At 31.7% G+C, this 25,925-nt stretch carries 26 protein-coding genes; 8 read left to right on the top strand and 18 right to left on the bottom strand.

The window, feature by feature from the left end:
* Positions 1–20 precede the first annotated feature (20 nt).
* Positions 21–5,135 (bottom strand): translocation/assembly module TamB domain-containing protein, encoded by a 5,115-nt coding sequence (locus ES675_RS03280; protein WP_231931244.1) that lies wholly within the window; start codon positions 5,133–5,135, stop codon positions 21–23.
* Between the two features lie 193 nt (positions 5,136–5,328).
* On the opposite strand from ES675_RS03280, the gene ES675_RS16370 reads away from it, so the two are divergent.
* Positions 5,329–5,475: a hypothetical protein gene (locus ES675_RS16370; protein WP_170244065.1), complete on the top strand. Its 147-nt coding sequence runs from the start codon at positions 5,329–5,331 to the stop codon at positions 5,473–5,475.
* A 98-nt stretch (positions 5,476–5,573) separates the two neighbouring features.
* Here ES675_RS16370 and ES675_RS03275 read toward each other — a convergent pair whose 3' ends face one another.
* The 15 genes from ES675_RS03275 to ES675_RS03205 all read right to left on the bottom strand — a co-directional run bounded on the left by ES675_RS03275 (position 5,574) and on the right by ES675_RS03205 (position 15,819).
* Complete coding sequence (locus tag ES675_RS03275) at positions 5,574–7,010, bottom strand: CotH kinase family protein (protein WP_082985821.1); 1,437 nt, start codon at positions 7,008–7,010, stop codon at positions 5,574–5,576.
* Between the two features lie 45 nt (positions 7,011–7,055).
* Positions 7,056–7,727 carry an SCO family protein gene (locus ES675_RS03270; RefSeq protein ID WP_066247028.1) on the bottom strand — a complete coding sequence of 224 codons (672 nt, stop codon included), beginning with the start codon at positions 7,725–7,727 and terminating at the stop codon, positions 7,056–7,058.
* Positions 7,696–8,208 carry a toxin-antitoxin system YwqK family antitoxin gene (locus ES675_RS03265; protein ID WP_231931243.1) on the bottom strand — a complete coding sequence of 171 codons (513 nt, stop codon included), beginning with the start codon at positions 8,206–8,208 and terminating at the stop codon, positions 7,696–7,698. Before ES675_RS03265 ends, ES675_RS03270 begins: the two co-directional genes overlap by 32 nt.
* A gap of 79 nt (positions 8,209–8,287) precedes the next feature.
* On the bottom strand, positions 8,288–9,127 hold the full coding sequence (locus tag ES675_RS03260; RefSeq protein ID WP_066247022.1) for a YHYH protein: 840 nt from the start codon (positions 9,125–9,127) through the stop codon (positions 8,288–8,290).
* A 65-nt stretch (positions 9,128–9,192) separates the two neighbouring features.
* Entirely contained in the window at positions 9,193–9,720 is a 528-nt protein-coding gene (locus ES675_RS03255; RefSeq protein ID WP_082985820.1) for an EF-hand domain-containing protein, read from the bottom strand.
* 107 nt (positions 9,721–9,827) lie between these two features.
* Complete coding sequence (locus ES675_RS03250; protein WP_082985819.1) at positions 9,828–10,109, bottom strand: EF-hand domain-containing protein; 282 nt, start codon at positions 10,107–10,109, stop codon at positions 9,828–9,830.
* Between the two features lie 137 nt (positions 10,110–10,246).
* Positions 10,247–10,750 (bottom strand): Spy/CpxP family protein refolding chaperone, encoded by a 504-nt coding sequence (locus ES675_RS03245; RefSeq protein ID WP_066247017.1) that lies wholly within the window; start codon positions 10,748–10,750, stop codon positions 10,247–10,249.
* 2 nt (positions 10,751–10,752) lie between these two features.
* Positions 10,753–11,064 (bottom strand): hypothetical protein, encoded by a 312-nt coding sequence (locus tag ES675_RS03240; protein ID WP_066247012.1) that lies wholly within the window; start codon positions 11,062–11,064, stop codon positions 10,753–10,755.
* 38 nt (positions 11,065–11,102) lie between these two features.
* Positions 11,103–11,681, bottom strand: coding sequence for an RNA polymerase sigma factor (locus tag ES675_RS03235; RefSeq protein ID WP_066247008.1), 579 nt, complete (start codon positions 11,679–11,681; stop codon positions 11,103–11,105).
* Between the two features lie 96 nt (positions 11,682–11,777).
* On the bottom strand, positions 11,778–12,542 hold the full coding sequence (locus tag ES675_RS03230) for a patatin-like phospholipase family protein (RefSeq protein WP_066247004.1): 765 nt from the start codon (positions 12,540–12,542) through the stop codon (positions 11,778–11,780).
* A gap of 61 nt (positions 12,543–12,603) precedes the next feature.
* Positions 12,604–12,939: a DUF6150 family protein gene (locus ES675_RS03225; RefSeq protein ID WP_066247001.1), complete on the bottom strand. Its 336-nt coding sequence runs from the start codon at positions 12,937–12,939 to the stop codon at positions 12,604–12,606.
* Between the two features lie 419 nt (positions 12,940–13,358).
* Complete coding sequence (locus ES675_RS03220) at positions 13,359–13,751, bottom strand: membrane lipoprotein lipid attachment site-containing protein (RefSeq protein WP_066246992.1); 393 nt, start codon at positions 13,749–13,751, stop codon at positions 13,359–13,361.
* Positions 13,752–13,783: 32 nt separating this feature from the next.
* Complete coding sequence (locus ES675_RS03215; RefSeq protein ID WP_066246990.1) at positions 13,784–14,143, bottom strand: DUF3127 domain-containing protein; 360 nt, start codon at positions 14,141–14,143, stop codon at positions 13,784–13,786.
* 11 nt (positions 14,144–14,154) lie between these two features.
* On the bottom strand, positions 14,155–15,387 hold the full coding sequence (locus tag ES675_RS03210; RefSeq protein WP_066246987.1) for a DUF3127 domain-containing protein: 1,233 nt from the start codon (positions 15,385–15,387) through the stop codon (positions 14,155–14,157).
* Positions 15,388–15,402: 15 nt separating this feature from the next.
* A complete protein-coding gene (locus ES675_RS03205) occupies positions 15,403–15,819 on the bottom strand; it encodes a hypothetical protein (RefSeq protein WP_066246983.1) in 417 nt (138 codons plus the stop codon).
* 109 nt (positions 15,820–15,928) lie between these two features.
* Here ES675_RS03205 and ES675_RS03200 point away from each other — a divergent pair, with 109 nt between their 5' ends.
* Positions 15,929–16,159: a helix-turn-helix domain-containing protein gene (locus ES675_RS03200; RefSeq protein WP_066246980.1), complete on the top strand. Its 231-nt coding sequence runs from the start codon at positions 15,929–15,931 to the stop codon at positions 16,157–16,159.
* 156 nt (positions 16,160–16,315) lie between these two features.
* Here the strand turns inward: ES675_RS03200 and ES675_RS03195 are convergent, their stop codons facing one another.
* Together ES675_RS03195 and ES675_RS03190 are read right to left on the bottom strand one after the other, a co-directional pair.
* Complete coding sequence (locus ES675_RS03195) at positions 16,316–16,753, bottom strand: JAB domain-containing protein (RefSeq protein ID WP_066246977.1); 438 nt, start codon at positions 16,751–16,753, stop codon at positions 16,316–16,318.
* Positions 16,754–17,096: 343 nt separating this feature from the next.
* Positions 17,097–17,492 (bottom strand): hypothetical protein, encoded by a 396-nt coding sequence (locus tag ES675_RS03190; RefSeq protein WP_066246974.1) that lies wholly within the window; start codon positions 17,490–17,492, stop codon positions 17,097–17,099.
* Between the two features lie 280 nt (positions 17,493–17,772).
* Between ES675_RS03190 and ES675_RS03185 the strand changes: the two genes are divergently transcribed.
* The 6 genes from ES675_RS03185 to ES675_RS03160 all read left to right on the top strand — a co-directional run bounded on the left by ES675_RS03185 (position 17,773) and on the right by ES675_RS03160 (position 25,924).
* Positions 17,773–18,066 carry a helix-turn-helix domain-containing protein gene (locus ES675_RS03185; RefSeq protein WP_066246971.1) on the top strand — a complete coding sequence of 98 codons (294 nt, stop codon included), beginning with the start codon at positions 17,773–17,775 and terminating at the stop codon, positions 18,064–18,066.
* A 4-nt stretch (positions 18,067–18,070) separates the two neighbouring features.
* Entirely contained in the window at positions 18,071–19,678 is a 1,608-nt protein-coding gene (locus ES675_RS03180; RefSeq protein ID WP_066246968.1) for a site-specific DNA-methyltransferase, read from the top strand.
* A gap of 3 nt (positions 19,679–19,681) precedes the next feature.
* Positions 19,682–20,674 carry a virulence RhuM family protein gene (locus tag ES675_RS03175; protein ID WP_066246962.1) on the top strand — a complete coding sequence of 331 codons (993 nt, stop codon included), beginning with the start codon at positions 19,682–19,684 and terminating at the stop codon, positions 20,672–20,674.
* A 3-nt stretch (positions 20,675–20,677) separates the two neighbouring features.
* The gene (locus tag ES675_RS03170) at positions 20,678–23,359 is read left to right on the top strand and encodes a DEAD/DEAH box helicase (protein WP_066246960.1); all 2,682 of its coding nucleotides are present in this window, start codon (positions 20,678–20,680) and stop codon (positions 23,357–23,359) included.
* Positions 23,360–23,488: 129 nt separating this feature from the next.
* The gene (locus ES675_RS03165) at positions 23,489–23,986 is read left to right on the top strand and encodes a type II toxin-antitoxin system antitoxin SocA domain-containing protein (protein WP_170244064.1); all 498 of its coding nucleotides are present in this window, start codon (positions 23,489–23,491) and stop codon (positions 23,984–23,986) included.
* A gap of 12 nt (positions 23,987–23,998) precedes the next feature.
* Entirely contained in the window at positions 23,999–25,924 is a 1,926-nt protein-coding gene (locus ES675_RS03160) for a hypothetical protein (RefSeq protein ID WP_148367253.1), read from the top strand.
* Position 25,925: the final 1 nt, after the last annotated feature.

Below are 25,925 nucleotides of genomic sequence, written 5' to 3'. Positions count from 1 at the left end.
CTGATTTATTTATTGTGCTTTTAGTTCTTTTTTTCTTCAATACTTTTATTCGTAGCAGCTTCTTTTTTCTTTCTTTTTTCTTTAGCAGCTTCTTTTTCAGCTTCTTTTTTTGCTTTTTCAGCTTTTTCTTTTTCAGTTTCCGATTTAAACAAGGCATCCCAAAGTTCATTATACTTATTGAATTCCTGCGTGAAAATTAGGGCTATTCCACTAACAACGGTTTGACCATCAATTACATTTTCAAATTCATTTCTACTAAAACCTTTTAAACGATAACGACCACTTTCGGTTAGTAAATACTCGATACTTACGTTACCAATTATAGGTGTTTCTTCGCCAGTAGAACTACTTCCTTCAATATCTACCTCGCTACCAACACGTACAATTAAACGATCATCAAATAGTTTTTGCTGTGCTGCAATATCCAATTGTGTTCGCTGTTGTGGTGATGCGCCTTGGTAATCCGTAAAACTATTTAATCCAAAATCGAGTTCGAAACCAGAATTCCCTAATAATTTATCGGAAAACATATTAAGTTGATCTGCTACAGCATCATTTAAATTGTCTCGTGCTATGGAAGCCACACCTCCTGAACTACCATCACTACCAGGATCTGGATAAAAACGATTCAACACCAAAAGTGAAAAAACTTGACGGTTTAATTCATCTTCCTGATTATTTAATTGCTGAATTCTACCATATACTTGACCACCAATTGCACCTTGTTCCTCCTCTGGCATATCTAAATTGAAGGCTATTTCAGGCTCCAGAAGCTGTCCTGAAATATTTAAAAACACATAATATGGTAACACCTGTCGGAATTTTCCTTTAATAGCAGGATCACTTCCAGAATAAACAGGAGCCATTAACGATGAAGCAGATGCTTCTACTTGATATACTGCTTTAACATCTAGTTTGGCATCAAAAGGATCGCCAGACCATGTAACACGACTACCTGGAACCAGATTGAATTTTCGGTTTACTATTTTATATAAATTTAGTTCATAATGACCAGATAAGACTTCATAAACACCTGAAAGTCTTACATTTCCATTCGGGTTCATACTCATATTAAAATCGCCTTCACCAGAGACTTTAAAATTATCGCCTGTTTGTTCATCCAGAATAATAGTTACGGTTGCTTCTTTTCCAATTTTTAAAAGCGCCGAAATATCAAATCCTTTTATAGTTGCTGTTTTTTCTGTGGTTCTAGTTAAAATAGCATCTGGATTTTCACGATTCACAAACACAACAACACCATCACGTTCTTCAACATTTACAGTAGCTGACGGCAGAATATAGGTGACATCCGTATCTGAACTTATTGTCATGTCCATATCTATTTTTGGGACTTGTAAATTGCCAGTTATTTTCGCATTTCCATCAAAACTTGCTTTGCCATACAGAAAATCGTTGTCATCTTTTGTGGCATTAAGAACTTGAAAATCGTTGGCATTGACTTGTAAATCGAAGGTTGGATTAATGAAATTTTCGGTGCCAATTTTTCCAGACATTTCAAAGGTGTTCTTGTTTTCGTCCTGAATGGTGAAATTAGTCATGGTTAATCCTGAATTGTCAATATTCAAGGTTTCATTTTGTAAAGTAAATGCCGAATTAAACATGGCAACTTTAAAATCTGCATCATTAAATTCTAATTGTCCACTGTATTTTGGATCTCTAGTTGTGCCACTTAATTTAAAATTACCAGAAAAATAACCATCAGTTTCGGTTATTTCACCTTGTGAGAAACCATTTAAAGCAGCCATATTAAACTGATTAATATCTAAATTAAGATTTAGCTTCGCGCCAGATTGACTCGCTATATAATCGCCTTTTAAGTCTAAATCAATTTCACCACCTTTCATTTTGGCATTAAAATCATAACTATCGTTATTTAAGGATTGTGCATCTACTGTAAAAGTCCCTAAATTAACATCCATGAATTGTAGTTTTGAAATATCTAAATCCGCAACAATTCCAGTATTTCCAAAAGGTTCTTCTAAAACGAAATCACCATTTAAGTCGCCCGAAGCAATCTTATCATCTGGATTAAAATAGCTTAAAAATTCACTTAATTTAAAATTCTTAAAATCGATAGCAATATGATCTTTAGATTTATTAGGTAACTTATCTGTAATTTCTATGGACTGGTTATTTTTACTAATTCGGAATTCATTAAATACTAATTTCTTATCGTAAATAAGCACTTCATTTGCTTCCGGAATATCCCAAGGTATTTTATTTAAAATTAAATTGTTTGGCTGAACATGAAATCGCAGTTCCTCACTGTCACCTGTTATTTTACTGAAAATTTGTGCCATGATTTCCTCGTCATGAAAGGCAGTGAATTCTAGAGATAATTCATTATTTGTTTGATTTCCAGAAATGACTGTTTTTTGAATATTCAACGGACCTGCAACTATTTCATTAAAGCCCAAATTGAAATTGAATTTCTCCAAATCCGTATCCATTGAAAACGCCAAACTATCCAACTCATAACCAGCATAATTAATATGTGGTGCGGTTATATTAGCTTTAAGTTTCCGTTCGGCTTCTTTAAAATCCACAGCAATATGAATCGTATCCAAATCTTGAACGTTTACTATAAACACCTCGTTTAAAATAGGCGATTGGCTAATTTTTCCACGAAGTTTTAAATTCACGGGATTGTCAATACTATCCGAAACAACTTCATCACGATAAAAATAACTTAATACATGATGTCTTAAAGATTTAGTCCACGTTTCTGGATCGGCATTGGATTCCAATAATAAATCGACCATTTTATTCTTTACAGAAACCGAAGTTGTATCGTTTCTCACGTGGGCCAACATATTTAAATCGCCTAATAAATAGCTTTTTTCATCATATACAAAAACACCTTTATCTACAATAGTTGCTAAATCAAAACTGCTGCTATTACCTTTAAAATCGGCATAAATTTTCATACCTGTTTTAACGTTTCGATCCATAAGGCCCAAGGCTTGTAAATCGGCTCCAATAATATCTATTTCAGCTGTGACTTCTGGTGCTATGGAATCTAAAACAACGGTAGCATACACATTAGTATTTAGGTTTTTGTCTTTATAATTAGAGGTAATATTTCCAGTACCATTTTTAATGTCGCCAACCAATTTTAAATCGTTTACATCATAATTATTGTATTTAAAACTGGAAACGGTAGCTTCTAAACTAGCATCTAGATTATTAATATTATCACCTTTTCCTTGAGCTACAATTTTTAAATTTAAAGCACCCAATTGGTCATTTTTAAGTAATTCATTCAGCTTATATTCTTCAACGGTCAAATCTGCATTGAACTCCAAAGTTTCGGCATTTTTATACATACCTTCAATGGTAGCAATACCTTGTGTGGTTGTTAATTTTGCTTTCGCAGTAATATCATTAAGGTTTCCGGTTGCGTTCCCTACAAATTTCACATCTTTTGGAAGACTGATTCCTAAACTATCTTCTTTTACGAATTTTATTATATCAGACCGTTTTGTAACCGCTGAAAAAGCTGGAATATCAAACGCTAACGCATCAGGATTGGTTACATTTTGAATACTTCCATTGGCTGAAATTTTAGTATTACTCCAATTAACTATCATTTTTGATAAGCTAATATCGGACAAATAACCATTGGCTTTTATAGTTCCAGTAATCTGGTTTTTACTCAAGGTTTTTAAATATTCATTGGATTTTAAGTCGGGTTGAATTAAAAACAAATCTTGAAGTGCTATTTTAAATGCTGGTAAATTTAAAGCAACTTTAGACAGCTCTGGAACTTTTATTAAATTGGCTAAAGATGGATAGTCCAACTGTAAATTTCCTTGTATGTCATTTTTATTTAAAGCTATCTTTAAACCTGATAAATTCAGTTTCTTATCCGAAGCATTGAGTTCGAATTTCAAGTTTTTTAAATCGATTCCCGAAATTTCTTTGAAAGATGCTTCTTCTAAATCTAATTCTGCCTTTTTATCTTTTAGCAGAACTGTGTTTGCTTGAAAATTGATTTCCGTTAATACAATAGCATTGGAATTAAAAACACCTTTTTTGCCTTTTTCGTTATTCACGAAGTAGCTGAAATTATTATTTTCTAAATCTATTTCTCCAATTTTGAGTTGTAATTCTGGCCATTGAAATGCCATTATATCGTCTTCAATATCTTTAGAAACGTCTTCTACTTTTTCCGTAACAACGTTATTTTCAGTTTCTGTTTTAAGCGTGATGGTTGAGTTTTTTAGTCGAAATTCATCAACTTCAAAAAGCTGATTTGCTAAATCTATATGCGGCACTTCAGCATAAAACTCATTAATTGTTGCGGTTAGCGCTAGATTATCGGCTTTGCTTTGGTAATCTGTAAACACGTTGGTAAGTGTAAGTTCATCAACTGTTAGCATTGGTAATGTTGATGCTTCAGTATCTGGTGTGGCAGGAACGGGTAATTGGTGAAATTTAATAGTGCTATCAGCTAATTCTAGTTCCGAAGCATTAAACGTCATGGTTTCCAAATCGGTTTTATCCATATCTGCAACCAGCTTCCCAATTTTAAAACGACTGTCAATTCCTGTAACGGCATCGTTATAAACCACATCAAAATCTTTGAAATTCAAATATCCTAGAATGATATTTAATGGTGCCGACGTCGTGTCTGTTTCAACTTGTGTTGGTTCTTCACTTGCAAAAGCATCAATTATAAACTGAAAATTAAAACCTTGAATGGTGTCTTTTCGGGTGATGTTAGCACGAACACCTTCCCAATTTAGACCGTCTACACCTAAACCATCACCACGAATTAAAGCAAATATGGGAACATTTGCCTCCAAGGATTTTGAATAAATTAATGTGTCGCCTTTGGTGTCTTCCAGATACAGTCCGTCTAATTGTATATCGCCATCAAAGGTGATAAACAGTTTTTCCACGGCTACTTTGGTTTTAGTCTTATCGGACAGAAAAGAAACGGCTTTGGTAACAATAATGTCTTGTCCCCAAGGACTTCGAATGAACAGAATGAGCAAAAATAACAGCAAGAGAATCCCTAAAATAATCCGTCCGATTATTTTTAAGAATCTAAACCGTTTCTTTTTTTTAGGAATAGGCTGTTGTATATCTTTATTTTCCGTCTCTTTCAAGCAATTTTTCTGAATTACAAATTTATTATTTTAATACTTGTGAATGTACTTTAAAACGATTATTAATAGCTGTAAAACATAAGGTTCTAAGGAAATTTAACTAAAATTATACTTTTTAGCACTATTTTATCTATCATTGGTGAAATTTAGTAGGCTATTTATTTAATTTCACACGATCTATAAAATCACTATTATGCCAAAACCGAAGGGTCAGAAAAACACGAAAAATAAGGCCAAGCACACCAAACTTCTCAATAGAAAAATTGATAAGAAAAAGGCCGAAAAAGTCTTACGTAAAGAACGCTTGAAAGCTATAATTACGAAATCTAAAGATGTTTAGATTAAGTATGTTTTTCACTTTAAGAACATAAAAAAGCTCCGTAATTTCTCACGAAGCTTTTAACACAAAACAGGACTAAAATAAACCTATTTAAATGCTTAATTTAAATAGTCATTTACGGCATTATTTCTATCTACAACATGCCTGTTTAATTCATTTATGGCTGCTTGAAAATCAGCACTAGATGTTAAAAAACTATATCCAGAAACTTCGGTTGTAGCGTATGGTTGAATTAACGACGCATAACTAGCGTATAAGGCTTGAACGTTACTAACACTAAATGCATTAGTAACAACTTCTTGCACATACAAATTGTACTGCGTTTTATAAACGGAGTCTTGATATAAATAACCTATTAATGGCCATTCGGCTGCATTCAGATTTGAAAAATCTAATGGTAAAGATCCTTGCATTTTACCAATTTGTAACGCTTCGTTATTATCCCAAGGAATCCAAGTTAGTTTACTTGTATCTGGATTGTTATATAGGAAATAATTATGGGTCATTCTACCATAGGTATCCCAATTCTGCACAACCGTATTAACCGCTAAATATTTTAAGAAAACATCCGTATCTAAATTAGATTCCAGATTTGCTCTCCAATCTTCTGGGTTTGTTGTTCTAGAATTATCATGTAAAATGGTTAATAGGTTTTGAACGTCAGAAAAATCAGCTTCATCCTCATTGGTTTTTTTAACATACTCATCCTCATTAAATGTTCCTTGAGCAAAGCTAGCAGCATCACCATCTGGTTTGTATAAATTACCATTGTCATCAGAAAACTGGGTATCCAAAACGGTATCATCTACCTCTTCAACTAAAGTATAAAGTCCGAAATACTGTGGTCCATTTCCATGATCAACATACACCGTATAAAACGCGGTGTGTGAGGCTGCTAAACCGGCGTTTCTAAAAACATCGGTTGCTACTTTTTCGCGTAACATGGATTTATCGTCAAAATTATTTTTAAGACTTAACTTTTTAAAGCCATAAAAACGCTGATTTTTTATTTGTGGGTAATCATCTTCAAACTCATCAAAATCTAATTTTAAAGACAGTTTTAAAATACCACTTTGCCAGCTTGTTTGTAAACTAGAATTCCCTTTAAATCGAACCCCTACACGGTACCATTCAAGACCTTCATAAAACACTTCGGCCGGAACAAATATTGGGTTTTCATCCACATCTGTTGTACCTCCACCTGGCCCTCCTGGCCCTCCAACTGAACCGCCAAATGGGCCATAAAGTTCAGTCATGTTATCTAACATGTTTTGCCAACGTGCTTCGGTAATTACGATATCTAGTCGTTTTACAGTATTATCTTCAAACACCTCAACAAAATTGGGATCGGCATCTTTACTATGGGTATCACTAGTCCAATCGGTTGCCTCAAAATCACTATCGTCAGTTCCCGATTCTTCTGTTATTGTGGCATTATTTAAATCATCATCACTACAAGAATTAAAGGTGAACAACGTTGCACTACACACCAATACGACTATGAGAAAATTTATTCTTTGTTTTATTTTATTCATTTACACATGTTTTGTGTTTATTAAAATGCACTAAATTAATTTTTATTAACTTTCTGATTTCAAGGTTTTAATGTCTGCAATTAACTGGTTAACGGATGTTTTATTTAAGCCATTATAAATTCCTCGAATATGGCTATTCTTATCAACTAACACGAAATTTTCGGTGTGAAGAAAATCATCATCGGTTTTAATTTCACCTAAATCTTCTTCAACGAAATAGGTGTTTCGACCTAAACTATAAATTTCACTTCGTGGACCTGTAACCAAATGCCATTTATTATCATCTACACCTTTTTCTTGCGCATAGGTTTTTAAAACGGGAACTGAATCGGTTTCTGGAGTTACAGAATGTGATAATAATAGAATTTCAGAATCTTCTTTAAAAGCCTCTTGTAAAACCGCCATATTAGCGGTCATTTTCGGACAAATCCCAGGGCAACTAGTAAAGAAAAAATCCGTTACATATATTTTATTAGCAAAGGTTTTGTCTGTAATGGTTTCGCCATTTTGATTGGTTAAACTAAAACTGGGCACCTTATGAAAGCTTACTAATTCGTCACTATCTGAAGCCAACCAATGTGGTGTAAAACTAGCTTCACTATAAAACGGTAAGGTGCTAACACGACTCGTAGTTTCCTTTTTTTGTTCACAAGAAAGTATGAAAATAGCAATTAAAACAAGGCCACTAAATTTCCTGATACTGTATAACTTCTTCATCCAATTCATAACATAAATTTGCGCGTTTCAAGCCAAAAATGCGACCATTTTTAGCTTCATAATTATTATATATTTTACCGTTTTCCCGCCAAGCTCTTTGCAAACCCGACTCTTTTCCGTATACCAGATTTATTTCTTTAAACTTGGCTCCAGATTGATACCATTGTTCTTGGTTACCATGGGCTATACCATTTTTATATTGGGCTTTTGAACGAATTTCGCCATTGCTCCACCACGTTTTAGTAACCCCATCACGCACACCATTTTTATAATTAGATTCGAAACTTAAAACACCTGTTTGAAACCATTTTTTATAAGTTCCGTGCTTAACGCCGTTTACATAGATTATCTGTTCTGCTAATTGCGCATTGCTGAAATAACGTTCTGAAACACCTGAAAATGGTTGGTTATCATAATAAATCTGTCCCGAATTGGGCATGGGTTTTAGAGCCATTTTATTTACAATAGTAAGATTTGTCAACGCTGTATTATTGAGAGGTTTTGTTGATTTATTGGTGTTACAAGCCAAACAACTCAACAATACAAAGCCGATTAAAACCCTACTGAATTGCATTTGGCGTTCCTTGATAGTCTCCAGGGAATAGAATGTAAAAGCGATTAAGGAATAGTTCATTTTGAATATGGTAATGGTATTCAGCTTCCGTTGAATATTGTGTTGTACTTATATGGCCTCCAGATGCATCCAAATCTGTAGGGTAATTTCCTGTAGCCTGACATTTTCTTCCATAAATAAAGAAGCCATCAGCTATAACACCTATTAATTTATCGTCGTTATCTGACCATGCTTTTGGCTCCAAATGATAGTGATAACTTTGCGGTCCCGTATGAGCCGCTGTATAATCCAATGAGCCTACAGCACGATCCAAAGGATCATTAGGTCCTTCTTGATCATTATAAATTACCGCTCCACTAATGGCAATTCCAATAGGTCCTAAACCTGTAGCGCTAGAGTTTGATGCCAATGTTGGACTTGCTGGTACGGTTAAGGAAAATAAGCCATTAAAATCATCAATATTTCCAGGTGCCATATGCTCAAAAGTTGTTAGTGTAGGCTCTACAAACAACGGGTGATCTTCTGAAGCTGCTGGGGTTATCAACGTATTTCCCATAGGGTCTACTGCTACACGCTCTGTTGTATTAGACCAATATGGCGATGTATGATTGGCCATTCCATTGGTTTCAATAACAACGCTTGAACCATTTAACATAATATCTATATTGTCCGTATCAAAAGCGGCATAAGCGGCATGAAGTGTTACGTCTGTATTGCCACCTCCTGCACTTCCTGAACTGATTGATATATCATCGCTTCCTGAACATGCTAATCCCACTACTGCAATTCCAGTAATAAGTGCTAATAATTTAATAGGGTTTTTCATCTGTTTTAATTTTGTTTACATATTTAGATGCACGGTTTAAAAAAAACTTGTGCTCTCATTAAAAATTAATTTCTTTTTTTACGTTTTGGCTTATTGGAATTAGTATTGAAAGCTTTTAATTCTGTTAAGTCCAATTCGCCATCATTATTGGTATCAATAGCTTTAAAATTTTGCGATAAATGAAATGCCTCTTTTGCTGCAACTTCTAGCTCATTTAAAGTTCCATCGCCATTATCATCAATCTTTTTTATCATTTTTTCTGGTGATACTTTTTTAGGCTCATCACCATTTAGAGACGCTTCTAATTCTTCTAAATCAATAAAGCCATCTTCATTCGTATCTATAAGTGAAAAATCTTTAGAAATTTTACCGCGTTTATCTTTTGATGCTTCATCAATAGCAATTTTATCATCATTATTAGTATCCAACATGGCTAGTATTTCTGTGGCATCCGGTTTTTTATCGCCACGTTTTTCACCTTTTTCTCCACCACCACGGCCACCTTGACCACCGGAATGTCCTTGTGCAAAAGCACTCATGCATAGTAGCATTGAAAAAATGGTTAGTGTTGTTTTTAAGTTTAAAATCTTCATGATTATTAGTGTTTACAGATAGGTTTCATTTTTTTATATAAAGCTTCGCAATCGCTCACGAAGCTTTAAAAACTAACCAACCAAATATTATTTTTTCTTTTGTATTACTACTTATCTCTTTTTTTAGGCCTAGGCGCATTCTTTAATTCTTCCTCGGTTATAAATCCATCCTTATCAGTATCAACTTCAGAAAAATGATTCTTTAAATTGCCTGAAATCTCTTCTTTAGCCAGTTTCCCATCTTTATTAGCATCCATTTTTTCTAATAGTTCGCTGAATGTTGGCGGTTTCTTCTGATCTTTTCCTTTTTGTGGCTGTGCTATAGCAACGTTAGTTACTAATGCGAATCCAAAAACTACTAGTACTGAACTTAATTTGTTACGTTTCATGTTGTGTGAATTTTATTGTTATATGTTTTTAGATGTGATAACATTTTTAAACTTGTGCCGCTACTTGTTAAAAAAAAGCCAAAAAAAAGACCTTCAGGTTTATGAAGGTCTTTTATATAATTAAGCGGAGCTATTTTTTAATTTCTTGGAGGTGGTCTGTGGCCCTCTCGAGGCGGTGGTCTTTGCCCTTCGGGTCCATTATTATCACCTTTACGTAAGGCAGCTTTTATAATTGCTTCAAATTTTTCACTTTGCTTTTCCGTACATATATCTCGAATGCTTTTAAAGTGATAAAATACTTCCGTTTCGCGTTCTTTTTGCTTTTCACCAATTAAGGTTGTGAGTGAATCTACCGTTTCATCTTGTAAATCCGTATTGGATAACTCCTTAAACAAATCATCTTTTAAACCTCTTAAGTCGTCACTAATACGCTTCATTTTTTGATGATGTGCTTTATTAATGGTTTTCATTTTTTCCAACTGAGCATCATCAAAATGTAATTGCTTGGCAATAAAACCTAAAGGATCTTGACGTCCATTTTCTCTGTTATCATCTGCTGGACGCATAGAATTATAAAGGAAAAAGCCATTTGCAATCACCAAAAAAATGAGTAAAATGTATAAAATTGTATTTTTCTTCATAGCTAATTTAATAGGGATGTTTCAGTACTTGTGGATAGTCCGTAAGTTTCAGCAAACGCACTCACATTTTCATTGTATGTGGATTTGTTAATACTTGAAAACGCAAAAACATTTAAAACCACCAAGCACACTAAAGTTGCTAGCTGTAATTTAGGTGTAAACCATAACCATGCGGATTGCTGCACTTCTTTTTCTGCGAATAAGCGTTGCATGGTTTTATCTTTAAAAAAGGGCGATGCCTGAACCGTTTCAATCCGTTCTGCCGAATGGATTGTGCCATCTATTTTATTTTGAATGTTTTTATCTGTGTTCATACTATACCTTTAGATGTGAAAAGATTAAAAAACTTGCGTCAATTTTCATTTTTATAATAATTTTTCAATAAACTCTGTAAATTCTTCTTCGCACGAAACATTAAGGATTCAACCGAAGAGACACTTTTTTTAACAATTTCACTAATTTCCTGATAACTTTTGCCATCTACTTTATGCAAAGTAAATACTGTTTTTTGGGCTTCTGGAAGCTGATTTATGGCATAAAAAAGTGTTTCGCTTGTTTCTTTATTCTCTAAAATAATACCAGGATGATTCATTTCAGTGAAATAACGCGTCTTATCAAAAGGAATATCATTTCCCATAATGGATTGTAAAAACCCGAAGCGTTTTTTAGTATTTCTCGCTCTTATAAACTCCAAGCATTTATTGGTGGTAATTCTATAAATCCAAGTGGATAATTTAGACTGTCCTTTAAATTTATGTACCGAATTAAACACTTCAACAAACACATCTTGAGCTATATCTTCAGCATCTTCTTTGTTGGGAACAAACGATATACAAGTAGCAAACACTTTGTGCTGAAAGTCATCAATAAGCTTACCATAAGCAAATTGCTTTCCCGCTTTTAGCGCATCAATAAAGTCTTGTTCCTCCAAATATGTTGCTTATAAGTGAAGCAAATTAAATAAAATTGCTGTCCAATTAAGTGAATAAAAACAGAAAAAATCATGATGTCATTAGAAAATTAACTTTTATACAAAATGATTTAACTTCAATTTTGCTTCTTGGTAGCCCATTTCAAAAATTTCATTGGCATGTGTTTTTGAGAAAATTTCATGCCTCCCTAATTCTTTAGGTGCTATAAAAACATCACAGGATTTAAATTTATCTTCCGAAGCATTTACACGTGTAATTTTGTACGCTCTTTCTAAAACAGACTTGGTAGAGGTTAACTTTTCTTTTGAAGTTTCTAAAAGCGAATTTAAAAATACACCAATAATTTTATCACATGTAATTAGTAAGGGTTCCACGGGAAAGTTATTCGTTACACCACCATCGCATAAAAGAAAATCATTAAAAACGATTGGTGAAAAAATACCTGGAACAGAAGATGATGCTATAATGGGTTTTATAATTGGGCCTGAATTAAAGTAGCGTGTTTTAGCGTGAATTAAATCGGTTGTAGCAATATACATGGGTATTTTTAAACCTTCAAAACTATCTTCTTTAAAATATGTTTTTAAAAGGCTCTCAATTTTAGAGCCATCAATTAATCCTGGCTTTTTTAAAGTGTAATTATGATATGAAAACAATTCTGTATTCAAGAAAAAATCAAAAATTTTATCACAAGAATGTCCAGCAGAATATAACGATCCTACAATGGCACCAGCACTTGTTCCTGAAATGTAATCGGGTTTAATACCTAATTCCTCCATGGCTTTCAATACGCCAATATGTGCAATACCTCTGTAACCACCTCCTGACAATACAAGTCCTACGGTGTTTTTTCTTTTCATTACTTACATATCAGAATTAATAATTAAACGAAAATACATAATCCCAAATAAAAACGAACGTTTAATATAGCAAATGCTGTTTAGCTTTATTGCGCCAACCGGCTTGATTTTCATATTCAACAAAGTAGATTTTGAGATCAGCTTGGTTTTGATAATCTACATAGTATATTTTCTTTTTTGCCTGATTTTCATATTCCGTAAAAAACCATTTGCCATCATTTTTCCCTGCTTGATTGGCATATTCTACTTTATAAATTTTTAGATCTGCTTGATTTTCATATTCAACGACAAACACTTTTACATCTGCTTGATTAGCATATTGAACCGAAAATATTTTTTGCGCAGAACACGTGAATCCAAAACAACTAATGAGTAGTATAGAAATAAGGTTTTTCATAAAGCGCTTAAATTTAGTAGGGTTTAATTTACGAAAATTTGGTTGACATTTTATACTGCTTAATTAAAAGTAGAAAAAACAAAGGCTTCATAAAAATGAAGTTATCTAATTCATAGAAAACATGAACCCTGAAATAAAAAAAGCCTCCCAATTCCTTGAAAGGCTTAATTTTATTGGTGGTCCCACCTGGGCTCGAACCAGGGACTTTCTGATTATGAGACACTATAAATAACTTTTCAATCACTTTCATTCATATTCATTCTGCTAAAAATCAATTGTTTAAGGCTTTTTGCTTTTCATTCATTTTCATATTATTAGATTCTTTTAATAAAATGTTGTCGAAATGTTGTAGGTAGATTCCAAATGCTAATTTAAACTATGTAAGACTGTAATTGCTGCAACTAATGTAAATGTTGTAACTAATTAAAAATATACTCATATTGAAAACTCTGTTGGTTTATGCTTTCTTGATGCACATTAACATTATCTACAGAGCCATAAAAGCGCATTTCGGCTTGAGAAGAATCTTCTATATAAAAATCTAATTCAAAGCTTGCTGTATTCTCGGGAATCTCAACACTTACTATATTTTGGGTATAGTTAAAATCGGAATTAATTGTTGACTCTGTTCCATCATCTAAAGTTACTGTAGTTGTTAAGATTACTGATACCCAGCCTTCAAGAGTACCTGTTGTAAACTCTATTGTATGAGATTGACTAATTTGTTGTTGCTCTTGTTCTTGGTTGTCATCATCACTTGAACAGGCTGTAAGTGCAAAAATCGCTATTAATGTTAAAAAGATATGCTTCATAATTTTTTATTTATTGGTTAATTGATTTTTTATTAAAATGGCAAGTCATTATCAGGGTCTTCTATAAAACTTACTGGTTCTTGTTCTGGTAATTTATTAAATGTAGTCTCTTGGCTACTTAAAAGCTCTATTCTCCAACCTTGAATGGCATTAAAATATTTGTATACTCCTTCAGGATTTACCCATTCTCTACCTCTTAAATTTAGGTCGATTTTCACATCTTGACCTAGCCTATAATTATCTAATAAATCACATTTATCTTGGATAAATTCAACTAAAATATGTTGTGGGTACTGCTCCTCTGTCGTGATAACAACTTCTCTTTTTCTAAAACCTTTGTCACCTATACTTTGAGTGTCGTTTAAGACTTTTATCTTTCCTGTTATTTCCATGTTTTTTTGTTTTAAAATGGTGGTGGTAAAATATATTTATAGTATAAATCCATCTCTTTTATGTTCTTCTTTATTTCTTGTTTAGCATTTAGCTTTTCTATACTCCAACCTAATAAATGATGTCGATACTCTTTAATTCCTTTATTAGTTTCAAATTCTCCCCCTGTAAGTCGTGCTGATACTTTTACAAACTGACCTAGACATAAATTATCCAAGTGTTTTACTCTTTCATTTGAAAAGCTTATTTGATATTCACTACAATAAAAATCATCTACGGAAAGTACTATTGTTCGCCTTGAGTAGGCTCTGCGAGTATTTGTTTTTTCATAGACTTCTAAATCATCAATACATTTGATTATTCCTTCAAATTGCACAGCCTTGTTGTTTTCAATAATATTTAAGAATTCAACCGTATATTTAAAATCTATTGGATTTAATGTTAGCTCATCTAACTTTAAACGATAATTTGTTAGTGCTCTACGATCATAAAATACCGATGAAAACAATTGATATTCATTTTTATTTTCAGCTTGGTATGTAAACCATTTTTTGAGTTTTGAAACACTGTCCTTAACCTCATTATAGTTTTCTAGCTGTTCTTTGAAATATGGTTCTTTTTTGTACAGTATGGATATTACATTTAGTTTTCCGTATAAAATTTCAAATTCTTTTTCCAGCAACAATTCAACTGAATTAAGTTTTGTCTGCTTTCCATTTTCTCGGATTTTAGAAACTGTATTTTGATATAAGTTTTTATGCGTTTTTAACCACAACTCTATATTGGCCATGTTGCAAATAGTTTTAGAGCTAAATGCTTTATAATCTTGAATTGGGTTGGAAATTTGCCTATGCTTTTTATATTCCGAAGTATTCTCTGGCTTTATTAAAAAATAATAAAATTTGTTTAACGATAGTTTATTATCATAAAAAACTTCATTGCAAGATGTTGAAAAATGGTAAAAATTGCTTTCATCTTCTCGGTAGGATAACGTAAAGTAATCTTTGGTTTTGTTCCCAACAAAACAAAATACTTTTTTGTTTTTATTGCAACTACATACACCAATACCTTTAAAAACTTCTAACCGCGTATTCCCACTTGTTTTTAACTCTGAAAACACTTTTTCTAGCTTCTCTAAAAATGAAGCATTCGAGAATCCTTTAAAAGCATTATTTACTAGAGTCTTTTCTATTGCTTTAAGATTCATAGTGGAAATAAACTCAATAAATTGATTCTTGTAATTCATAGTTTTTACTAATTTCTAAATCAACTCCTTTTCCTTCATCATTGCAGATATTTTAGGACCTGTGTTTGCTGAACAAAAACTAAAAGTTATAAATAGAATCAGAATTGAAAGTACTATAGATGCGAAAACTCCTAAATTATCCTCTTGCCAAATAAAAATTAACCAAAAAAGCACATTCAAAATACTTAATATAATAAATGTCCTAGAAGCAAATTTAAGACTAGGGGATATTTCAGAAATATACTCGGTTACCCAGGTAGTAGCCAAACTAATCATTGCTAAACCTAAAGTACCTGACGCAATTGCAATAATTATTTGCATGAGAATTCCCATACTAGCATATTCTTTCATAAAGTAAAAAAAAACAATATCAACTAACAGAATTAATAGAAAAGCAACAATAATAAAGAGCAAATATTTTAAAAATTTCATATCACAATATTTTAATTTATTCAACAAACATACTTGTTTTATCATTTATGATAACCAAAACAATACACTTAATTATCATTTTTAATAACTAGATAATAAGTAGTTTAAAATGGATGATAAAGAGCAACTTCAGTTAGCAATTGGAAAGCGAGTTAAAATGTTAAGAGAGGAAAAAGGTATTGCTCAACAAGACCTTGCTGCTAAATGCAAGATTGAAAAATCTAATTTAAGTCTTTTAGAAGCTGATGGCACTAACCCTACTTTATACACTTTAAAACGAATTGCTGATAATCTGGGTATTGGTCTATGCGATATTGTAAACCTAGAGGCCAAGAATTAATATTTAGCTATTAATAACTATCTGTAAAGCTTATATGGTTCAGTAATTTGTTCTTGAATACCGCCTCCACTTCCATTAACAAATACACAAAAGACAAAAAGTCCCCTTTTTTTCCAAATCACTAAATGTAACTTTGGAAAAAACGGGACTATAAGATTATTTTATCAATCCATTATCTGCAAAACTATAAAAACCACTTTTTGTAATAATTACATGGTCTAACAGTTCAATATCCAAAAACTCTCCAGCTTTCTTCAATTTTATAGTTATCCGTTTATCAGCTTCACTTGGGGATAAGTTTCCACTAGGATGATTATGCGCTATGATAATGTTACTTGCATTACATTTTAAAGCTACACTAAACACCAGTTTAGGATCTACTACTGTTCCTGAAACACCACCTTTAGAAAGTGCATATATGCCCAAGACCGAATTACTACGATTTAGCAGTAAAACTTTAAATTCTTCTTGTAATTCTATAATATTTTTATCCCAACATCCTAATAAAATATCATAGCTGTCTTTACTGTTTCTTACCTTTTGTTTCATTTTGTTTCCACCTGAATATGAAACACTTATTTCTGATATTTTCATATTAATAAAATTTAGTTCCCTAGGAAGATAATTAATAATTACTGCTATATTCTAATTTTTTATATACACCTTTGACAAAGAAGTTTCTTTCTGAAACACTTCAGCGAAATTCTTCTCAAATTTTTATAATATGGTAAAGAGGAAAACTATATAAGGTTTCTTTCTTTTGGTTCTTTTCTTTCTTTAGGCTTTTCTAAACCATTTTACACCTATAAGCTCTTACCTTTAAAATTAATTATATATCCAATATAATAAGGCTCTCTTTTATTTCTCTAGGTCTGAAACAATGGGAGCAATAAAACATATAGCCCAATCTATAATTTATAGACTAGGCTAATATTTTTTACATTGTTGGTTCCAAAATACCGTTTTTAGAAAACACTTCAGACTTTGCAATTACGTTATGATTAGGCATAAACGTTTCTCGCTTTGGTTTTACAACATCCTCTGCTGCATAAACCCATCTGTGATTTAATGTAACCTCTTCACCTGTTTCTTTAATGGTATAGGTAAAAGGTTCACACGATTCTTTAACAATTTTACCCGCCATTTCTGTTCCTATTAAAGCTGCACATACATCTTCATCAAATGTTGAAGGAATATAAGTTTTCTTGGCAGTAGCATAAAAGCTGCCCGTTTCTTTAGATTGCACCATTTCAATGCCACCTTGCAGTTCCAAAACAAAAAATGATGTACCATCCTCCTTTTGTCTTTCTTTGTAATTAATAATTCTAACCATTGTTTCTAAAATTTTTGAGTTGTAGTAAACCACGCAGAAAATGAAATACTCACAGAAAATAAACCTCAACTATCACCTTGAATTTATTATCCTGCCTGTAAAATTTCATTTCTAAAATAGTGGTAGGGGGAGGATTCCTCCTGTAAATTAGTGCGGGTGTTGAGAGAGGGTAATTTGTTCCCTCACAGAGCATCAAAAAAATATTATTTCAAAAATTTTTTATACCAAATTTTCTAGTTAGATTTAGACATTATTTGACAAGCTATAATTTGACTACTAAATGATATTATCAGAATTATTAAAATCTAAAAGGGAAACTAAAAACCTATTATTGCGTGAAGTAGCTTCTATGATAGATGTAGATACGGCTTTAATAAGCAAAATTGAAAAAGGAGATAGAAAACCAACAAGAGAGCAAATTGAAAAACTTGCCATAGCTTTAGATATAGAACACCGCCAGCTTTTAAAGTTATGGTTAAGCGAAAAAATATATGAAGATGTAAAGGGAGAAGATGTAGCCGTAGACGCCATTAAATTAGCCTTAAAAAGAATTAAAACAGAAGTAAAGAACTAACTATATGCCAACATTAAACTGGATAGGAAAAGAAAAAGTAATTAACCATCATCAAGATGTACCTTTTAAAACTTTAGAGCCTCAATACACCTTTGCTAATGGCAAAGAAACCAATGATACTTCTTCTGATAACAAAATAATACATGGCGATAACCTGGAAGCCTTAAAAAGTTTATTACCAGAATATGAAGGTAAAGTTGATTGTATTTATATTGACCCACCTTATAATACAGGTAATGAAGGTTGGGTATATAATGATAACGTGAGTGACCCTAAACTAAAAAAATGGTTAGGACAAGTAGTAGGTAAAGAAAGTGAAGATTTAAGCAGACATGATAAATGGCTTTGCATGATGTATCCAAGATTAAAGTTACTACAAAAGTTACTGTCATTTAAAGGCGTAATCTTTATTAGTATTGATGATTCTGAATATGGACATCTTAAGACTATTTGTGATGAAATTTTTGGACATTCTAACTATATGTCAACCTTCGTATGGAAAAGACGCTCTTCTTCTCAATTATCACAAAACAATATTTCTGTAGACCATGAATATATACTATGCTATTCCCGATTTAAACAGCAAGTAATTAGAGGAGAAGACAAAGATTATAAAGGCTATACTAATCCAGACAATGACCCTAATGGACCTTGGGTTTTAGGTGATTTGACAGTGGGAATGACTAAAAGCCAAAGACCTAATCAATTTTATGATTTAATAAATCCAAAAAACGGGATGGTATTTCCTGCTAGCGAGTCTAGAGTTTGGGCTTATATTCCTGAATCAATGGAAGAAAGAATTAAATCAGGAAGAGTCTATTTTCCTGATGATTCAAGTAAAAGACCTATGACAAAAAGGTTTTTAAGTGATTTAAAATCTACAATTAATCCTGTATCAACATGGATTGAAAAGCCCACAACAAAAAACAGAAAACTAAAACTTGTTTCTGGACTTAATACCGAGGGCACTAAAGCCTTAAATGAAATTTTTGGAAATAAAGTTTTTGATTATTCAAAACCTATCTCTCTCATAGAATCATTAATATACCAAACTACTGATGACAACTCAATTGTACTAGATTCATTTTCTGGCTCTGGAACTACAGCTCATGCAGTCTTAAACTTAAATAAAGAGGATAATGCCAATAGAAAATTCATTTTAGTAGAAATGGAAGACTACGCCAATACCATAACAGCTGAACGCGTAAAAAGAGTCATTAATGGCTATGGAGAAGATAAAAAAGTAGTTGAAGGTACAGGTGGCGATTTTACATATTATGAGTTAGGGCAGCCTTTGTTTTTAGATGACGGTTTTTTAAATGAGGAGATTGAATTAGATAAAATACTAGAATATGTTTGGTACAGTGAAGCCAAACAACCCTTTAAAAAACCAAAAGAAGCTTACTTATTAGGTGCTAAAAATGGTACGGCTTGTTATTTTTACTACCAAAATGATAGTATGACAACTTTAGATGAAAGCTTTTTAAGGTCTATAAAAACTAAAGCTAGCCAGTACATTATATATGCAGACAACTGTTTGCTAGACCAAACTATTATGGATAAATACAATATTGTGTTTAAAAAGATACCAAGAGATATAACCCGCTTTTAGATTATGGACGAAACTTTAAAGAAATTTATTTTATATACAGCTCCAAGTGGGGAAGTAAGAGTTGATGTTTTACTTCAAAATGAAATGTTATGGCTTTCGCAAAAAGCTATGTCACAGTTATTTGATTGTTCTATAGATAATATATCTCTACATTTAAAAAACATATTTGAAAGCAATGAATTAAGCGAGAATTCAGTTACCGAGGTTTTCTCGACAACTGCATCAGATGGCAAGAACTACAAGGTAAAGCATTATAATTTGGATGCCATAATTTCTGTCGGTTATCGCGTAAACTCTAGTAAAGCAACCCAGTTTAGAATATGGGCTACCAAAACCTTAAAAGAATATATTATTAAAGGTTTTGTTATGGATGATGATAGATTAAAACAAGGACAGTCCATGTTTGGCAAGGATTACTTTAAAGAACTTTTACAAAGAGTACGTTCAATTAGAGCTAGTGAAAGGAGAGTTTACCAACAAGTTACCGATATTTTTGCTGAATGCTGTATAGATTATGACAAGAGCTCTGACATTACAAAAAGCTTCTATGCCATGATTCAGAACAAGTTTCATTTTGCCATTACAGGAAAAACAGCACCAGAAATCATTTTTACCAAAGCCAATAAAAAAGCAGATAAAATGGGTCTTACTACATGGAAAAACAGCCCTGATGGCCGGGTTTTAAAACAAGATGTAGTTATAGCTAAAAACTACCTGCAAGAAAAGGAAATAAAACAGTTGGAAAGAACAGTAACTTCTTACTTTGATTATATTGAAGGTCTGATAGAAAGGGAAAATACATTTACAATGAATGGTTTAGCCGAAAGTGTAAACAAGTTTTTAAACTTTAATGACTATAAAGTTTTACAAGGAAAAGGAAAAATTTCAAAAATTCAAGCAGACAAAAAAGCAATAACTGAATATGAGGTTTTTAATAAAACTCAAAAAATAATTTCTGATTTTGATAAGGAAATTAAGAAATTAAATAAGAAGTAAAAAATGGAATTAAAACCATACCAACATAGAGTAATTAAAGATTTAGAGCACTTTTTATCTTATGTTCAAAAAGAGCCTACACCTGCAAAAGCATTTAACCAATATTGGGAAGATAAATTAGGAATGCCCTACACCCCGCAGTTAGATGGTTCTTTTACAGGCATGAAACCCTACAAGGATAATGTTCCTAATGCTGTACATATAGCCATTAAAGTGCCCACTGCTGGTGGTAAAACATTTATAGCTTGTAATGCCATTCATACCATAAATAGGCACTTTAATCAAGGCAATACAAAAGCTGTGGTTTGGTTAGTGCCTTGGTCTAATTTACTACAACAAACTGTAGACAACCTTTCAAACCCTAATCACCCCTATAGAGAAAAACTCAATAGCTTATTTGGTAATAGAGTTGAAGTGTATGAAAAAGATCAGTTACTTCAAGGCGCTAATTTCAATCCAACTTCAGTAACAGAACAACTTAATATTTTTGTATTCAACTTTAGTAGTTTACGCATTAATTCCAGAAAAAAGGATGACAGAAAGGTTTTTCAAGAAAATGGCGCATTAGAGAGTTTCAGAAACATTATTGTAGATAAAGAATTGGTATTGCCAGATACAGATGAAACTGCTTTAATTAATATAATAAGAAGCTTAAACCCTATTGTTATAGTAGATGAAAGCCACAATGCCGAAAGTGATTTAAGTGTAGAAATGCTCAACAACCTAAATCCATCTTTAGTATTGGACTTAACTGCTACTCCTAAAGAGAATAGCAATATTATTTCTTTTGTAAATGCATTAGCATTAAAAAAGGAAAACATGGTAAAACTTCCTGTAGTGGTTTACAATCACCACAAAAAAGAAGAAGTTATTACCAGTGCCTTACACCTTCAAAGGCAGTTAGAACTATTGGCTATTGAAGAAGAAAAGCTAACAGGAAAATACATAAGACCCATAATTTTATTTCAAGCGCAGTCCAACATCAAAGGAAAAGATAACACCACTTTTCAAAAGATAAAAGACCAGCTAGTAAAGCTTCAAATTCCAGAAGAACAAATCAAGATTAAGACAAGTGGCATTGACGAATTAAAAGGCATAGACCTCATGTCTAAAAATTGCCCTGTTAAATACATCATTACAATAAATGCTTTAAAAGAGGGTTGGGATTGTCCTAATGCTTACATACTAGCCTCCTTGGCTGACAAATCTTCAGCTGTAGAAGTGGAACAAATTTTAGGTCGCGTTTTAAGACAGCCTTATGTGGTAAAACACAAGGAAGCTTTATTAAATATGTCTTTTGTGTTAACAGCGTCATCGAAATTCAATGAAACTTTAGATAGTATTGTTAAAGGCTTACAAGAGTCAGGTTTTAGTAAAGATGATTATTATGCCGAAGAAGCTCCAGAAGAAGAATTAACTCCGAATGAAATATTAACCCAAAACTTGTTTTCTGAAGAACCTAAACCAGACAGTTACATACATTCCGATGAAGATTTTGATGTTAATGAAGTTGCCTTTAATCCAAATGACGAAGTAACTTTAGAAACCATCAGTCAGCAAAACACTTTAGTATCTCAAATAACTGAAAGAGCTAAAGTTGAAGGACAAACTTTTGAGCAAAAAGTAAATGATCTTGAAATTGATGATACCACTTCCATATTTACAGACATCATGAAAACGGCGCCTAAAGTCTATAAGCTAGACACACAATTTAAAGATTTAGTTCCCAATATTAAATTACCCCAATTCTTTAAAAAAGTGGAAGATGATGAGTTGGGAGAAATCAGCTTATTTGAAGAATTAAATTCAGAAGATCAATACCTAAACAAGGTCAGTTTATTAGATGGTTTTAAGCTATCAAATTATAGCACACAAGTTAGTTTTGATGAACTTTCTAAACAAATAACAGCAGTCGATTTTGATGAAAACAAGAAAACAGCTACTGTAAAAAGTTTTTCTAAAATAGCAAAAAGAATGCTTACTGATACCATTCTGGCTAAACCTAAAGCATCACAAATAAATCAAATAAGCAGCATTATAGTTAACAAGCTTGGAGATATGACCCCAATTTCTCAACAAGAGCTACAAAAATATGTGAGCAGGATTTTTGATAATCTTTCTAGTGAGCAAATTAGAGACATTGTAGACAATGATTTTATATATGTAAAGAAGATTAGAGATAAGATAAACGAGCTAACCAATACCTATGCTAAAGAACGTTTTAAGGTGCTTATAGATAGTAACAAGATAATTGTTAAAGAAAATTTCACATTTCCAGAATCTCTATCATTTTTAAATCCGAGCACCACTATTGGAAAATCGCTTTATGACAGGGAAGCTAGCATGAATAACTTTGAGCAAAACATGATTATGGATGTTTCTTCTCTTGAAAATATAGAGTTTTGGCATAGGAACCTTGAAAGAGGAAAAGGATTTGCTTTAAACGGTTTTAGTTCTAATCATTATCCAGATTTTATTCTTTACACTAAAAAAGGAAACATTATCCTGTTGGAAACTAAAGGAGATGTTTTTGATAATGATGACAGCAGAAATAAAAATATTTTAGGTAAGACTTGGGCTGAAAAGGCCGGGGATGACTTTAAATACTTTATGGTATTTGAAACTAAAGATGTTGAGAATACTTATACTGCTAGGAGTGTGATTGAGGTAATTAGAGGGCTTTAAATCTTTATAAAAAACTTAAGATTTTGTATTTTGGAATTCCAATTAAATATATTATCTTACTTTTGCAATAAACTAACTCAATCTGAAATTATTATGAACTCTGATAAGATATCTGCATTTGAGTACCTGTTGTTCAAATTAGTCCAATGGCACAAAGAAGTTACAGACAATGAACAAAATGACATTAGTGTTTTAAAAGCCTTAAAACTCTTGTTCTTTGTTTCCGCTGTTGGAACTACAAAAGATTCAGAGTCCTCATTACTAGATGATTTATTTAATGATTTTGTGGCCATGCCTTATGGACATGTAGAAAGTGAGATATATGATTTCATTAAAAATGGAAGCTTACCTAATATAACTATAAATAACACATCTACAATAATTAAAGATACCTTTAATGTTAATACAATTGATAAGACAATTAGGTTTAGAATCGATGAAGCAGTTAACAAGTTAAAAAGCATCAATATAGATTTGATTAGATATTCTTCTTTTGATTTAGTTGACTTAAGTCATTCTTGGTATTCTTGGCAATTAAACTATAAAAAAGCCGAATCTAATGGAAATAGAAGTGAACGCATTTCTATTTCTGATATAAAATCCGAAGACAAAATTTATCAACTATAAAAATTATAAATTTTGCCCTTAATCTTTTCTGATATATTAACGCATCTAAATACTACCTTTAAAGAAGATTGGTTAGAAGATTATTTTGAAGAAAATGAAGACATCCTTGATGTAAATAAAGCTATCATACAATCAAAAGTTGATGAATTAACTAATATAACTATTGATGTTTTCTATAAATCTTTAATTGCAGGTGAGTACACTTTAGAAACAAAAAATATCATTACCGAGATTGAAGAATTAAAAATTAAATCAAATTTACTTTTAAATACTATACCAGGGAACAATTTTAATTCTCAAGAGTTTTTACTAACAACTCTTAAGAAGGGGTATATTGATATACTTAAAGTTTATAGTAATTTATACTTAAATTTTATCAAATTAGTTCAATCACAAAATGAAAACCCTAATATCGATATTATATATGAAGCTCATTTTGACACGGTAAAGTTTTTTAATGAGGTTTCCAATTCCAAGAGAAAAAAAGAAATCGAATTCTACAATTCGATTATATATCTTTACAGAGTTGATCATTTTTTTAATGATGATGTATCAATGTATCGGATTATCAATCAATTAGAAAACTCTATTAAAGAGCATCAACTTTCTAAATATTTTATACTAATTAAAGAGAAATTAAACTTTTTAAAGTTTAAATGGGAAATCAGACAGAAGAGCTTCAAAAATAGAGACTTCAAAGTTTCAAAAGCTTATATAATTGATGATGAACTATTCATATCAACTGATGATATTAAGTACAATCCAAGCTTAAGTAAATTACAGAATTGGAAAGAATACATAGAGTGTTACTATGAGGTGGATGATTGGAAAAGTAAGTTGAGTTCCTTCACAAATAACTTTAAACATGAAAGTTATAACACTTTATCTTCATTGAAATTGATTCTTCTTTTAAAATATTATAAGGATGTAAACAAGGATTATCTTAATCTTAAAGAGGTTGTTAAAGAGTTTGAACATAGATATAAAGAGAATTCTACTTCAGAACAAAGATTTATTTACAATAAGACTTATTTATATGCATTGAATAATCAATTCTCTTTTTTACTAAAACAAAAAGAACTAGAGGAAGTAAAAGTTAAAAAATTAAAAGAAAAAATTGAAAAGATTCAGAAAAAATGTAACATTGACAATTTCTTCACTGAATCAAAGTACATAACTTATAAATTAAATTTACTAGAATCTAAATTTCAAAACAGACAGAAGCTAGAGCAATCCATAAAAGATAAAGATGAATTAGATACTCTATTGGGTGCAGTTAAACTATATAAGGAAAAGTTAAAGTGGTCCAAAAATAACCATAATTTATTATTTCAACTCCCATACGAAGAATGTCTAATAAACTCTAATATTGATGAACTTGATATTTTTTACGCTTCATCCATTATTTTACCATTGCCTCATGAAGAAAGCGAGAATAATTATGAGGAAATAAGTGAAAAACTTAAAGGATTAAAACAATTAATCTTATCAGTAGCTGCTTTAAACAAGGAATTCACAACTATAAAAGAACTTCAAAGTGAAATTAAAACCAATCAAGTTAAAACACTTGAAACAATAGGTGTGTTTACCGCCATAATGGCTTTTATTCTTGCAAGCATACCTTCCTTCTCTTTTGTTAATGAGTTTTATCAAGCATTATTATTTACTGGTATTATAGGTAGCTGCTTGTTAATAATGGTTTCCACAATCTTCTTATTCACAAGAGGCTTCAAAAAAATACAATCTTGGTTGCTTATTGTTTTATCCATTGCTTTATTTTCTTTTACGTTATACAGTTTAAATCGATCAATAGATATGGTGGAAATTTCCATCAAGCAAGATTTTAGTAAAAAAATAAACTCTTTAAAAGTAGAGCAAGTAAAAGTAGATTCTTTAATTAAATCTAAACCAAAAGAAAATAACCCAACTCCTAATTAAA

Origin of the sequence: Algorimicrobium algoritergicola, from assembly GCF_008086165.1 — a bacterium.
Classification (GTDB): Bacteria; Bacteroidota; Bacteroidia; order Flavobacteriales; family Flavobacteriaceae; genus Algorimicrobium; species Algorimicrobium algoritergicola.
This window is presented reverse-complemented; position numbering and strand designations above follow the sequence as displayed.

Bases quoted from the DNA above. Each gene is read 5' to 3' on its own strand.
- ES675_RS16370 (WP_170244065.1), top strand. From the start codon at position 5,329: ATGCCAAAACCGAAGGGTCAGAAAAACACGAAAAATAAGGCCAAGCAC.
- ES675_RS03275 (WP_082985821.1), bottom strand. From the start codon at position 7,010: ATGAATAAAATAAAACAAAGAATAAATTTTCTCATAGTCGTATTGGTG.
- ES675_RS03270 (WP_066247028.1), bottom strand. From the start codon at position 7,727: ATGAAGAAGTTATACAGTATCAGGAAATTTAGTGGCCTTGTTTTAATT.
- ES675_RS03260 (WP_066247022.1), bottom strand. From the start codon at position 9,127: ATGAAAAACCCTATTAAATTATTAGCACTTATTACTGGAATTGCAGTA.
- ES675_RS03255 (WP_082985820.1), bottom strand. From the start codon at position 9,720: ATGAAGATTTTAAACTTAAAAACAACACTAACCATTTTTTCAATGCTA.
- ES675_RS03250 (WP_082985819.1), bottom strand. From the start codon at position 10,109: ATGAAACGTAACAAATTAAGTTCAGTACTAGTAGTTTTTGGATTCGCA.
- ES675_RS03245 (WP_066247017.1), bottom strand. From the start codon at position 10,750: ATGAAGAAAAATACAATTTTATACATTTTACTCATTTTTTTGGTGATT.
- ES675_RS03240 (WP_066247012.1), bottom strand. From the start codon at position 11,064: ATGAACACAGATAAAAACATTCAAAATAAAATAGATGGCACAATCCAT.
- ES675_RS03230 (WP_066247004.1), bottom strand. From the start codon at position 12,542: ATGAAAAGAAAAAACACCGTAGGACTTGTATTGTCAGGAGGTGGTTAC.
- ES675_RS03225 (WP_066247001.1), bottom strand. From the start codon at position 12,939: ATGAAAAACCTTATTTCTATACTACTCATTAGTTGTTTTGGATTCACG.
- ES675_RS03220 (WP_066246992.1), bottom strand. From the start codon at position 13,751: ATGAAGCATATCTTTTTAACATTAATAGCGATTTTTGCACTTACAGCC.
- ES675_RS03215 (WP_066246990.1), bottom strand. From the start codon at position 14,143: ATGGAAATAACAGGAAAGATAAAAGTCTTAAACGACACTCAAAGTATA.
- ES675_RS03210 (WP_066246987.1), bottom strand. From the start codon at position 15,387: ATGAATTACAAGAATCAATTTATTGAGTTTATTTCCACTATGAATCTT.
- ES675_RS03205 (WP_066246983.1), bottom strand. From the start codon at position 15,819: ATGAAATTTTTAAAATATTTGCTCTTTATTATTGTTGCTTTTCTATTA.
- ES675_RS03200 (WP_066246980.1), top strand. From the start codon at position 15,929: ATGGATGATAAAGAGCAACTTCAGTTAGCAATTGGAAAGCGAGTTAAA.
- ES675_RS03195 (WP_066246977.1), bottom strand. From the start codon at position 16,753: ATGAAAATATCAGAAATAAGTGTTTCATATTCAGGTGGAAACAAAATG.
- ES675_RS03190 (WP_066246974.1), bottom strand. From the start codon at position 17,492: ATGGTTAGAATTATTAATTACAAAGAAAGACAAAAGGAGGATGGTACA.
- ES675_RS03185 (WP_066246971.1), top strand. From the start codon at position 17,773: ATGATATTATCAGAATTATTAAAATCTAAAAGGGAAACTAAAAACCTA.
- ES675_RS03180 (WP_066246968.1), top strand. From the start codon at position 18,071: ATGCCAACATTAAACTGGATAGGAAAAGAAAAAGTAATTAACCATCAT.
- ES675_RS03175 (WP_066246962.1), top strand. From the start codon at position 19,682: ATGGACGAAACTTTAAAGAAATTTATTTTATATACAGCTCCAAGTGGG.
- ES675_RS03170 (WP_066246960.1), top strand. From the start codon at position 20,678: ATGGAATTAAAACCATACCAACATAGAGTAATTAAAGATTTAGAGCAC.